Consider the following 12,227-nt stretch of genomic DNA (forward strand, 5'->3'; position numbering starts at 1 on the left):
CGCGGACGTACGACGAGCGGGGGCCGGTGTGACGCGCGCACCGGCCCCCGCTCGTCTCAGAAGTCGTCCAGTCCTTCCTCCCGGCGGATCATCCGCCAGGCCGCGCGGCGAGCGCTGCGGTCGAGGTTGGACTTGAAGTCCCGGTCGGTGCCGAAGTACCGCTTGCCGAGCGTGTCGATCGTGGAGACATGATCCATCATGTTCTCCTCGAACTTCTTGTCGAAGACGATCCCGAAGTTCTCCTCGTCGTTGACGACGGCCGCGGCCCGGACCTTGGGGTCCTTCTTCGTAGCGTTGAAGGCTGGGAGGACGTCCTCCTCGGTGAACTCCGTACCGAACTTGGAGTTGAACTTCTCGATCAGCTCGGACAGCAGTGACTTGTCCGCGTCCTTCGCACCGCCGGCCCCGTCGCCGAAGCCCTTGAGTTCGGCGGGGCCCTCGGGGTTGAGAGACACGTCGTGTTCGCCGGTCTTCTCGACGCGCAGGTGACTCAGGTCGACCTCGCCTATGTCGACTCCGCCGTCGGCGAGGCGGGGGAGTCGGTTGAGCAGGTGCCGCCCGTAGAGGTGCAGGCGTTCCAACTCGGCGTCGCTGTACGGGACGATCTGCGCGAGGAAGCCGTACTTGCGGACGTAGTCGTTGAGGTTGGCGCGGAATGCCTCGGCCGTCTCGACGTCGTCCTCCTCCTCGCTCTCCAGGAGGGCGGTGAAGCGGGCGACGGCGGGGGAGAGGAGCCGGTACAGCTCGGCGTGCAGCTTCTCCCACTTGGACTGGACGCCGCCGGCCTTCTTCTCCGCTTCCAAGTACGCGGCGACGAACTCGTCCATGTCCTGCTCCGAGATGATCGGCGCGGACATGACGCGGCTCTGTGCCGTGTAGAGGAGGTTCGGGTCGGAGGGGAGGGTGTGCGCCTCCTCGAAGTACGGGCGGAAGGCGTCCTGGATGTCCTCGGCCTCGTTGACGAAGTCCAGGACAGCAAGGTCAGCCTGTGACTTGCGTTCGGCGGTGCGGTTGAGGCGGGAGAGGGTCTGCACGGCGGCGATGCCGGTCAGCGTCTTATTGACGTACATCGTGGTCAGGAGCGGCTGGTCGAAGCCGGTCTGGTACTTCTCGGCGACGATCAGGATCCGGTACTCCTGCTGCCCCTTGCCGCCGGCCTTGGCGGCCTTGTCGTCGGCACGGGTGTAGCCGAACGCCTTCGGCAGCGCGGCCTCGGAGATGCCGCCGTTCTCCTTGACCTCGGTGGTCTCCTCGCCGTCGATGGTGAGGGTGCCGGAGATCGCGACGAGCACGCCCAGGTCCGGGTACTTGGTGTTGTACTCGCGGTCGGCAATATAGCTGCGGATGGCGCGGGCCATCTGGACGGCGGAGTGACGGGAAGCCGTGACCACCATGGCCTTCGCCCGTCCGCCGAGCCGGCCGCGGGTGTGGTGGACGAAGTGCTCGACGATCACCTGGGCGTGCTGCGACACCGTGTGCTCGTGCATGAGCGCGAACCGGGCGAGCAGGCTGTTGGCTTTGGAGGGGTCCACCTCCTTCTCGTCGCGGTTGAGGTTCGCGAGCTTCCAGTAGGTGTTGTAGGTGACGTAGTTGCGCAGCGGGTCGAGGATGAAGCCTTCCTCGATGGCCTGGCGCATGGAGTAGGTGTGGAAGGGGCGGTAGACGGTCTTGCCGTTCTCGACGCCGTCTGTGCCAAAGAGTTCGAGGGTCTTGGACTTGGGCGTTGCCGTGAAGGCGAAGTAGGAGAGGTTGGCGGCGCGGGAACGCGCGACCGCCTTCGCCTTGAGCTGGTCGTCCACGGTGACCGCGGTCGCGCCCTCGTCGTCCGAGTCGGCGTCCAGACCGAGGTCCCGCAGAGCGGACTTCACGGCGGTAGCGGCATCACCGGACTGGGAGGAATGCGCCTCGTCGACGATGACCGCGAAGCGGGTGCCCTTGATCTCGGTGGGGTTGCGCTTGATGTAGTCGAGCAGGGCCGGGAACGAGTGCAGGGTGACCGTGACGATCTTCCCGGTGTCCCGGGAGAGGGCACGGGCGAGCTGCTCGCTCTTGGCGCCGTGCTTCTCGTCGACCTTCACGACCAGGCCGTCGGTCTGACTGAAGCTGCCGACGGTCTCCCGGAGCTGAGCGTCCAGATTCCGACGGTCCGTGATGACGATGACCTTGTCGAAGACGGGCTCGCCCGGCTGGATACGGCCCTCAGCGAGGGCATGAGGGTTCAGGACGCTCGGATCGGTCCGGGCATGCAGGTCACTGAGACGGTGGGCCAGCCAACCGATGGTGTTCGACTTGCCGGAGCCGGCGGAGGCCATGACCAGGTAGTTCTGGCCGGCGCCATGGACGGACGCGTGCGCGGTGAGCTTCCGGACCACGTCCCATTGGTGGAAGCGGGGGAAGATCGTCGACTTGGTGGTGCCGCCGCCGCGCGTCTTGTGCTTCTGCTGGTGCACGAAACGCTGGAGGAGGTCGAGCCAGTTGTCCCGCTGCCAGACCTGTTCCCAGAGGTAGGAGGTGGCGTACGTGCCGTAGGCGGTGGGCGCCGGGTTTCCTGCCCCGCCGGGCTGGCCGGGGCCGTTCGAGCCGGTGTTGAAGGGCAGAAACTGGGTGCTCTTGCCGCGCAGTTGCGTGGTGACGAAGACCAGGTCCGGGTCCACGGCGAAGTTCGCGATGACCCGCCGAGTGAAGATCAGCTCGGTCGGGTCCCGGTCGGTCCGGTACTGCTCCTTGGCCTGTTCGACGCCCTGCCCGGTGAGCGGGTTCTTGAGCTCGGCCGTGGCGACGGGGACGCCGTTGAGGAACAGGGTCAGGTCGAGGCGGTGACCCCAGTCGGCCTGCTTGGTGGCGTAGGGGAGTTCCCGGACGACGGTGAGGCGGTTGGCCCGGTATCCGTTAAGAACGGAGTCGGCGGAGATGAGGTTGGGCCTGAAGTAGGCGACGCGGAGCCGGACACCGCGATCCTTGACACCGTTACGGAGGACATGGAGCAACCCCTCATCGGCGATGGCCCGGTCGAGACGCTGAGCGAAACCGCGCTGTGCCTCGTTGGGGTTACCACCATAGACGGTGAGCAGTTCATTCCACTCGTCGGGCTGGGTCGCCCCGATAAAGGTGAACAACTCGTTGGTGTCGAGCCCGAGGTCGGGTCGGTAGTCCTCGGGGTTTGCCTCCCGCCATCCCCGCTCGCAGAGGGCGGCGACTATGGCGGACCCGAAGGAGGACTCGTCGTGCACGGGGCTCATACGGTTACTCCTTCGGTTACGTTGCGGCCACTGGCGGTGGAGACGTCGAACTGGCCGGATACAGCGGAGGTAATGAGAGCTTGTCGGCGTTCGGCAAGCAAAGAAGCCTGACGCTGGAGCTTGCTGACAACCTGATCTTGCTTGTTGAGGAGTGCGTTTAGTCGGTCAACGCGATACTGCTGCTCGGACACGTCCGGAACAGGGGCCACGAAGGAGAGTGTCTGTGCTGCGCTGATGACCTCCTGCGCAGCTCCGTACTGGGACACCTGCACTTGACCCCGTCCTGCCGGTGAGTTGATGAATGCCGACAGGAACTGCGGCAGCATCGCACGACCACGCCGCAAAATCAGCACAGACGCACAGTTTGCTCCGTCGTACTCCTCGGTCACGACGGCGGCCCTCCCCGGGGAGCCAGCTCGGACTACCAGAACGTCTCCGCTGCGGACGCGTGACCGGTGGAGTTCCTCATTGCTTTCATGGGACATGAACTTCATGCCATGCGGTTCGATCCATCCGGATCGCACATTGAATCCATGGATGAAAGGAACTCCATCGTCCGTGAAGTAACTTGATGGGTTAACGACGACACCGACGTTCACCGCCGGAATGACCCGACGTAGAGGCAGTACCGGCCAAGTGTGCGGCACGGTGCCCACGAGGGGGTGCTGAATCGAATCGGGACCGTCCGAGGAGACGCACTCAGCCAGTGCAGCCGTGCGGCGCTCCGTCAGCAGGTCCATCTGCTTAAGGCGCTTGGCACCAATCTGTTTGATCCGTGCCGTCTCGGCATCGAGGAAGTTTGCGATGCGGCGCTGCTCATCCATTGATGGCAACCGCACCGGAAGGTGCGTAACATCCTCCGGCGCCACTCGCTGGTGACTGCGGGTTACAGACTGAACCTGAGAGTCCAAGACCTGGCGTGTTACCTCGGACTGAAGGAAGTAAGCCAGGAACCGAGGCTCAAGCTTCGCTCCCGGAAGGAGACCAACGAATTCGGTTGAGGAGACGATTGGCAACGGTGAGTTAGGGACGATCAGGACCCGGCTCTTTCGTGGGTTCAACTTGCTGACCAACACCTCCCCACCTTGCAGTCGGAGCTTCGCGGACTTGATGGAGTCAGTTGCCTCGACCTGACCTGTTCCTGTCGCGTCAACAGCCGGGATGCTGTAATGCACCACTTGGTCGCCGAGGTCGGCGGGATCAACCGCTACACGAGTCTCGGTAGCGACGGACCAGAGCGGCACGGTTTGCCAGTTGGTGGTATTCATTCCGTCACCTCCCCCAACAGCCCCTGAATCTCCGCCTCCAGCGCCTTCAACTCCGCATCAATGTCTGCCATCGGCCGAGGCGGCTCATACACATAGAAGTGCCGAGTGAATGGAACCTCGTACCCCACCTTCGTCTTACTGCCGTCGATCCACGCATCCGGCACATGAGGATGAACCTCCCGCGCCAGATACTCCTCGACGTCCTCACCCAACGGCACGTTTTCGTAGTCCCGAAGCTCCCCATCCGGCTCCGGCTGCCCCTTCACGAGCTGCACCTCGCCCTCCGGATCCCGCACTCCGATGACATCCCGCAGCGCCTTGGTGAACGGCGCCCCCGTCGGCCACGTACCGCCGGCCTGCACCACCGCGTCCTTCAGCGCGAGCCAAGCCTCCTGCTTCGTGCCCCAGCTCGCGCCCATCAAGGACTTGAACGCGTCCGCCAGAACCGGTGCCTGCGGCAGCTTCTGGATCGTCTTGGACGCCTCCAGTGCCGCCAGCGCCTCCTCCGTCACCTCGAACCGCAGCTTCAACGGCCGCTCCACCGTGATCCGTTGGTAGCCGAAGTCCTCGTTGCGGAAGACCTTCACCTTGCCGTGCAGCGGGTGCTCCGGGTCGTCCACCACGGCCAGCGCCTCGCCGTACAGCTTGACCACCGTCGCGATGTGGTCCGGGCCCAGCTGCTTGCGCTTGTCGCCCAGCGACTTCCGCATCTTCTGCCACTGGTCCCGCGCGTCCAGCAGCACGACCTTGCCCTTGTGGTCCGGGCTCTTCCGGTTGGTCAGGATCCAGAAGTAGGTCGAGATGCCGGTGTTGTAGAAGAGCTGGTCCGGCAGGGCCACGATGCCCTCCAGCCAGTCGTTCTCCAGGATCCAGCGGCGGATCTCCGACTCTCCCGAGCCCGCCGCGCCCGTGAACAGCGGGGAGCCGTTGAAGACGATCGCGAGCCGCGAGCCGCCCCCGCCGTTCACGTCCACCGGCTTCATTTTCGAGATCATGTGCTGCAGGAATAGCAGCGACCCGTCGTTGATGCGCGGCAGCCCCGCGCCGAAGCGGCCCGCCTCGCCCAGCGACTTGTGCTCGTGCTCGACCTCCTCCTTGACCTTCTTCCACTCCACGCCGAACGGCGGGTTCGCCAGCATGTAGTCAAACGACTTGCGGGCGTGACCGTCGTCGGAGAAGGAGTTGCCGAAGGCGATGTTCTCCGGGTTCTGGCCCTTGATCATGAGATCGGACCGGCAGATCGCCCACGACTCGGGGTTGAGCTCCTGCCCGTACACTTCGACCGTGGCGTCAGGGTTGAGCTCAGTGATGAGGTCGTCCATCGCGGAGAGCATGCCGCCCGTGCCGCAGGCCGGGTCTAGTACCGTACGCACGGTACCGGGCAGGTGGAGCCCGTCACCGTCTGGAGCAACCAGCAGCCGCACCATCAGCTGAATGACCTCACGCGGAGTGAAGTGCTCACCGGCCGTCTCGTTGGACTGCTCCGCGAAGCGGCGGATCAGCTCCTCGAAGATGTAGCCCATGTTGTGGTTGGGCACGACGTCGGGATGCAGGTCCAGGTCCGTGAACTTGCCGATGATTTTGTAGAGCAGCCCGGCGCTGTCCAGCCGCTTGATCTGCTGCGCGAACTCGAAGCGTTCCAGCACCCCCCGTGCGTTGTCGGAGAACGCCCCCACGTACACCTGGAGGTTCTGCGCCGCGTTCTGCGGGTCCGCCGCGATCTTCTTCAACGTCAGGCTGGACTTGTTGTAGAAGGAGTGGCCCGAGGCCCGCTGCAGGAAGCGGTGCGGGTCAATCCCGCTGTCCTTGTGCTGCTCCGCCAGCGCCGCGACCTTCTCGCGCGTCGGCTCCAGCACACACTCGAGACGCCGCAGCACCGTGAACGGCAGGATGACCTTGCCGTAGTCGGACTGCCTGTAGTCCCCCCGCAGGAGGTCGGCGACGGACCACGCGTGGTTCGCCAACTCCGTGTGCTTACTGCTGTTCAACTGGATCCCCGGATTCCTTCCGAAACGTCCCAACCCCACCGCCCGAGCCGATCAACCGGCCAGGGGCGGTCCGACAAGTGTGGTCTATGCGTGAGGGGCCGTGCCTAATGCGGTGAATCGTCACCCCGGCCGCGGACCACACCCCCGCCCGCGGCATCCCGTGCCGGCAGCAACTGCCCGCCCGTGAGCCCGCCCGCCAGCAGCCGTGCCGTCTCCTCCGCCAGCAGGGTCGCCCGCCGCGCCTCCGCCCGGAGCGCGTGCACGTGCCGGAATGCCTCCCCGTACCGCCGCTGCTCCTCCAGCGGCAGCAGCGGCACGCGCAGTCGGCCCGGGCTGACGGTCAGGACCGTGCTGCCTGTCGACGCGCCCGCGATGTTCTCCTCCGCGCCCAGGAACCCGGCGAGGAACCAGGCGTCCAGGCGTGCAGGGTCCGGGCGGAAGAGGTGGACCTGCGGTCCGGGCAGAGCGCCGGCGTCCTGCTCGCCCGCGACCCGGGCCATGGGGCCGTCCGCGCTCGCGACCGCTCGTACGAGGACGTCCCCGACGGCGATCACGGGTGACGTGTCGTCGTACAGCCCCACCGGCTCTCCCGTGGGACCCGACCCGGTCGCGATGTCCGAACCGGTGAGCACCGCCCGCGTCTCGGGTGGCTCGCTCTCGCCGCTCGCGGCGTGTGCCCGCGTGCGCGCATTGTCCGGCACCGAGCGGAGTAGGGTGAGTGCTCCGCCTCGCGAGAGGTCGGAGGCCGTCGCCGTCCGCCACTCGCGTGCACCGGCGCCCGCGGCGCTCCAGTCCTCGCGACCGGCCGCCCGCGCAAGGGACTTCGCTGCCTTCACCAAGTCCTGGCGCGTGGCATCGACCTGGGCCGACAGTTTCGCCGGATTGATCTCCGTCCGTGACGCCCGGACGAGCCGCGCCGGGGTCAGGTCCACCACGTCGTCCAGCAGGTCCACCACGCCGACCGCGTGCGCGACACCCGGTTCGCCCTCGAAGGCGTCCGGGTTCTCCGCGAACGCCCGCCACGCGCCCAGGGCGTGCGCGGTGATCCCCTCCCAGTCCAAGGAGGCGGACCGGCTCCCACCCCGCGTCCACGCGGTCACCGCCGTTCGGCCGCGCCCGGCCGCCGTCGCCGTACCCGTCGCCGCGTCCGCCGCCGTGTCCACGAACAGCACTGACTTGTGCTCCGGGCCGCCCGGTTCGGGCCGTTGCAGCACCCACACCTGGAGCCCGACGTGCAGCGGCACCGACGCGCCGGCCGGAAGCGCGATCACCGCGCGCAGGGCCCCGCTTCGTACCAGCTCCGCCCGGACCCGGCGCCCCGACGCGCGGCCGGCCGTGGCGGGCGGCAGGAGCAGGGCGGCGTGACCGCCAGGGGTGAGGTGGGCGAGCGCGTGCTGCACCCACGCCAGCTCCGACTCGGCGCGCGCCGGGACGCCGTACGCCCAGCGCGGGTCGTACGCCAGCTCGTCGTGGCCCCAGTCGCGCACGCCGTACGGCGGATTGCACAGCACCGCGTCGGCGAGCAGGTCGGGGAAGGCGTCCGCGCGGAGGCTGTCGGCGGCGTGCACGGTGACCTTGGCCTCCGGAGCCGTCAGCATCAGGCTCACGGCGCTGCGCAGGGCCTGCACGGGCAGGTTGTCCTGGCCGTACAGCTCACGAGCTCCCCGGCGGGCGGCAGCCTCCAGGAGGGTGCCGCTGCCGCAGGCCGGGTCGAGGACGCGGGCCGTTGATCCGGGGATCAGGGCGGCCAGCAGGTTCGCAAGCGGTTCCGGGGTGCGGTACGCGCCGGACGCGGCGCTGTCCTCCAACTCCCGCTCGGCGAGCACGCCGAGTGCGGCCTGGCCGCCGTCGTCGCGTACACACGCGTACAGCGCACGCAGGACCGCCGCGTCGTCCGCCGTGAAGTGGACGGCGTCCGCGCTCGGTACGGCGTCGGCCGCGGTGGCCACATCGCGCTGGGCGTGGGTAACGAGGTCCCGGTCCGGCAGCTGTGCGGCGGCCGTGAGCTCCTCCGGGGAGCGGCCCGCCGCCGCCAGGACGAGGAGCAGAAGGTCCGACGCGCCGCCGCCGCTCTGCGCGCGCAGGCGCAGCGTGGTCCGCAGCTCCTCCGAGGGATTCGCCGCCGAGACGTGGCCGCGTGAGGCGAGCCAGGCGCGCACCGACTCCAGGTCGTACAGCGGGCTGCTGTCCGTGCCCCCGGACGGCGCCGGGAAGTCGTCGTGCCGGCGTCGCCAGTTGCTGACGGTGGCACGCGTGACGCCCGCGATGCGGGAGATCTCGGCGGCTGTCACCTGGGCGGATGGTGCGAGGGGCTGCGGCATGGATGTGGTCCTGCTCCGATGGTCGGCGTGGTTACACCGTACAGCACGAGTCAACTTCGGCAAGCTGTTGGACAGTGCTTTCACGGTCATGCTTTCATGTAATCGCTTCCACTGGTGAGCGGTACTCCCCGGCGGAAGCGTGACTTCCCTTGCCATAGCCATGTCCTTGAGCACCCAGCGCCTTGTCCTGCGCCAACCGCCCCCGGCCGGATGCCGGGGGACCTGTGGCGCCTGAGGGCCAGGCGAGCCCGATCGACCACGACACAGGGGGAAACCCATGCGCCTGACCATGCCGAGCGGCACCCCGGAAGGAATCCCGCTCACCGTCATGCCGTTCCGCGAGGACGCGGTCATCGGCACCATGTCCCTCGCGACGCTGGTGCGTCTCGTGCCGTCACCGCGCCAGGAGGAGGACCCGCGCGCCCTCAAGACCGCCTCCGGGCACGACCGGCGCCACGCCGAGCTCCGTTCGACCGTGCAGCGGACGCTGAAGTCCCAGAAGGGCAAGAACATCCCGGAGTACGCCGAGTACATCGCCAACGGCATCCTTGGCAAGCACGGCTCCGCCTGGTCCACGCCCCCGATCACGCTCTGGCACGCGGGGGAGGCCGCCGCGGTGAGTGAGGAGCTGGTCCCCGAGTCGGGCCTGCGGACGCTGACCGTCGCCCCGGACGCCATGGTGATCGCCATCGACGGCGAGACGCAGACCACCGCCTGGCACGACATCTACCGGGACCCGGAGGCATTCGGCCTCACCTACGCCGAGCTCAGCCGACGGGTCCGTATCCCCTTCGAGCTCTACCTGGGGATCTCCCCGGCGGACGCGCGGCAGATCTTCTACGACCGCAACGTCAAGGGCATCGACGTCGCCAAGAACCTGGCCATGTCCATGGACCAGCGCGACCTCGCCACCCGCCTCGCCTACGGCGTCGGCGAAAAACTCGAGGTCGAGTCGGACGGTCGGCGGATGCCGTTCGGCAAGCTGGTCAACGCCGGCAAGCGGCAGCTCACCAGGACCGACAAGGAGGTCGTGACGCTGTCCGCGCTGCGGGCGCTGATCGTCACCACCGTCTTCGGCGGCAAGGGTGTGGAGTACTCGGCGGCCAACGTCCACGAGGGCAACCTGCCGTCCAACACCGACGCCGACGAGGTGGAGACGGTCGTCGTCCGTCTGGTGTCCCGGCTGATCGGGGGCCGCTTCCCGGACTTCGCCCGGCGCAGCGCGATCACGGCCCCGGCCGTGATGGCAGGCCTCGGCGTCCTGCTGCACCGCGCGACCCCCTGGTGCGACCCCGGTGATGCCATGAGCTACGAGACGGTCGAGGACCTGCTCGCCGACGTCCGCTGGGAGCGCGAACCCGCCTACTGGGACGGCGTCTGCGCCAGCGTCGGCTCCACCGGCCGACTCAACTTCAGTGGCGGTGTGAAGGACTCCGCCGGCCGCGTCGCGGGCGCGCTCCTCGACCCGAACAGCCAGTTGGGCCGGAAGATCCGGGGAGTGCGGAGCTGAACAGGTCGGCCGCGCGGGCTCTTTGACGCCGAGACCTCTTCAGCCGACGCCCCTCTCCGGACGGCGCCCCCCGCGGGGCACGACCCACGGCTCCCGCACCCACGCCCTGCTCGCACACCATGTGCGGCCCCGCTCACCACCACCCGCGACCTGGAAGGCCATTGTGACGATCACCGAGCACACAGAACTGATTCGTCGCTTCGCCGATGACTTCACCGCCCTGCAGGAGGCAGTTCTCGCCCGCATGAACGGGATCTGCGCTCCGGAGATCGCCGCGGCCTTGGAACACGCTTCGCTCGTCGGTCCCATCACCGTCGCTCTCGCCCACGTCGATGTCCTCGCTCGTGGGGCCGTCCGGCGCGCGGAACTCTCGGCTCAGCCCCCCGAGCGGCTGCGACGGTTGCGCGCACACGCGCGCAGGGTGCGACAGGCCCGGTCGCAGGCGGTGGCCGTGTGCAAGGAGCAGCGTGCCCGCCGCCTCGTCGGCCGCTCCCGGCCGGTGGACATGCTGGAACTGAGGGTGGCGCGCATGTCATCCCCGGCGGCCTTCGCCGAGGCCCTGAGGCAGGAACTCCGCGCCAGGGGACTGCCGGACGGCACACCGCAGGCGCCGGAGAGCGACCTTGTTGCTGCCTGAGGCTATGGACCGAAGCGGCAGTTGCCGAGCCTCCCGGCCTCCTTCGTCTTCGTACGTTCACGTCGACACAGGCAGGCGCAGGAAACGCGAGGCAGCCCACGTCACGCCGTCTGCGGACAGCTCTATCACCCTGAGAACCGATCTCCCCGTACCCGGACGAAAACGAGCGAGCATCTTCATGGCCCATCCCCGGTGGCACCACATCCTCATGGAGTCCCAGCGTCACGCCCTCAAGGCGCTCGACGAATGGAACTGCTCCAGCGGCGACTACAGCGACTTCCTCACCCACATGCACAAGGCCTGGCACTACCTGCTCCACGCGGAATTCCACAAGGCCGAGATCGACTACCACTATCTGGACTCCAAGACCGGCCGCCACCAGATGATCGACGGCGAACCGAAGGCCTGGGACCTCGAGAAGTGCCTGAAGGAGCGCTTTCCCAACAGCGGCGACACGGTGCGCCTCAACGCTGAGCTCTTCGTCGCCCTGCGCAACAAGGTGGAACACCGCTACGAGCACAACCTGAGGATCGTCACGGGCGGCAGGGCGCAGGCCTACGTGATCAACTACGAGCAGGAGATGACCGCCCACTTCGGTGCCGGCTACAGCCTTGCTGACCGGCTCCGCTTCCCGCTCTCCGTCCAGGTGTTGACCGCGGACGGATACGAGGAGATGCGGAAGGCCGCCAGGGGGCTGCCCAGGAAGACCCGTGACCTGGTGGCCAGGTACGAGGCGGGCATTGATCCGTCCGTCCTCGACGATCCCAGGTACGACTACCGCGTACGGCTGGTGCCCATCACCGGCTCCAAGACGGACGCCGACCTGGCGGTCAACTTCGTCAAGCTCGACGACCTGAGCGAGGATGAGCGACGCACCATGGTCGAGGCCGGGCGCAAGGGAACCGTCATCACCAGGGACCGCCATGTCGAGGTGGCGGACCTGAACAGGATGCGCCCGGCGCAGGTCGCTGCCCGCGTCGAGGAGCAACTGGCTTTCCGGTTCAGCGTGTACATCGAGCACGTGGAGATGTGGAAGCGGCTGAAGGTCCGTCCGGCCAAGGGTTCCGGCGACCCGTATGTCACCGACGCCAGGTACTGCACGTACAACGAAGCCTTTAACGAATACGTCTACACCCAGGCATGGATAAGCAAGATCGTGAGGGAGATCGGGACGGTCGAGAAGTTCCGCGCGTTCTTCGGCAGGGAGCCGCGCATGAAGACGGGGGCCACCGCGTCGGAGGCTGCGTAGAGGGCGTCAGTTTGA

7 protein-coding genes are annotated in these 12,227 nt (G+C 67.5%); 3 read left to right on the plus strand and 4 right to left on the minus strand.

The window, feature by feature from the left end; translation table 11 throughout:
- Positions 1-56: 56 nt before the first annotated feature.
- The 4 genes from ABT360_RS08660 to ABT360_RS08675 all read right to left on the minus strand — a co-directional run bounded on the left by ABT360_RS08660 (position 57) and on the right by ABT360_RS08675 (position 8,816).
- Positions 57-3,239 (minus strand): type I restriction endonuclease subunit R, encoded by a 3,183-nt coding sequence (locus ABT360_RS08660; RefSeq protein ID WP_351812804.1) that lies wholly within the window; start codon positions 3,237-3,239, stop codon positions 57-59.
- Positions 3,236-4,507: a restriction endonuclease subunit S gene (locus tag ABT360_RS08665; RefSeq protein ID WP_351812807.1), complete on the minus strand. Its 1,272-nt coding sequence runs from the start codon at positions 4,505-4,507 to the stop codon at positions 3,236-3,238. Before ABT360_RS08665 ends, ABT360_RS08660 begins: the two co-directional genes overlap by 4 nt.
- The gene (locus ABT360_RS08670) at positions 4,504-6,495 is read right to left on the minus strand and encodes a type I restriction-modification system subunit M (protein WP_351812810.1); all 1,992 of its coding nucleotides are present in this window, start codon (positions 6,493-6,495) and stop codon (positions 4,504-4,506) included. Before ABT360_RS08670 ends, ABT360_RS08665 begins: the two co-directional genes overlap by 4 nt.
- A 104-nt stretch (positions 6,496-6,599) precedes the next feature.
- The gene (locus ABT360_RS08675; protein WP_351812813.1) at positions 6,600-8,816 is read right to left on the minus strand and encodes an N-6 DNA methylase; all 2,217 of its coding nucleotides are present in this window, start codon (positions 8,814-8,816) and stop codon (positions 6,600-6,602) included.
- 277 nt (positions 8,817-9,093) lie between these two features.
- On the opposite strand from ABT360_RS08675, the gene ABT360_RS08680 reads away from it, so the two are divergent.
- From ABT360_RS08680 to ABT360_RS08690, 3 genes are all read left to right on the plus strand, one after another.
- Positions 9,094-10,326, plus strand: a complete 1,233-nt coding sequence (locus ABT360_RS08680; protein WP_351812816.1) for a DNA sulfur modification protein DndB — start codon at positions 9,094-9,096, stop codon at positions 10,324-10,326.
- 163 nt (positions 10,327-10,489) lie between these two features.
- Positions 10,490-10,963, plus strand: a complete 474-nt coding sequence (locus ABT360_RS08685) for a hypothetical protein (protein WP_351812819.1) — start codon at positions 10,490-10,492, stop codon at positions 10,961-10,963.
- Positions 10,964-11,171: 208 nt separating this feature from the next.
- Positions 11,172-12,212, plus strand: a complete 1,041-nt coding sequence (locus tag ABT360_RS08690) for a DUF3644 domain-containing protein (RefSeq protein ID WP_351812822.1) — start codon at positions 11,172-11,174, stop codon at positions 12,210-12,212.
- Positions 12,213-12,227: the final 15 nt, after the last annotated feature.

Source organism: Streptomyces sp. NPDC000229 (assembly GCF_040300825.1).
GTDB lineage: Bacteria > Actinomycetota > Actinomycetes > Streptomycetales > Streptomycetaceae > Streptomyces.

What these genes read in the sequence shown, in the direction of transcription:
- ABT360_RS08660 (WP_351812804.1), bottom strand. Translation starts at nt 3,239, where the DNA reads ATGAGCCCCGTGCACGACGAGTCCTCCTTCGGGTCCGCCATAGTCGCC.
- ABT360_RS08665 (WP_351812807.1), bottom strand. Translation starts at nt 4,507, where the DNA reads ATGAATACCACCAACTGGCAAACCGTGCCGCTCTGGTCCGTCGCTACC.
- ABT360_RS08675 (WP_351812813.1), bottom strand. Translation starts at nt 8,816, where the DNA reads ATGCCGCAGCCCCTCGCACCATCCGCCCAGGTGACAGCCGCCGAGATC.
- ABT360_RS08680 (WP_351812816.1), top strand. Translation starts at nt 9,094, where the DNA reads ATGCGCCTGACCATGCCGAGCGGCACCCCGGAAGGAATCCCGCTCACC.
- ABT360_RS08690 (WP_351812822.1), top strand. Translation starts at nt 11,172, where the DNA reads ATGGAGTCCCAGCGTCACGCCCTCAAGGCGCTCGACGAATGGAACTGC.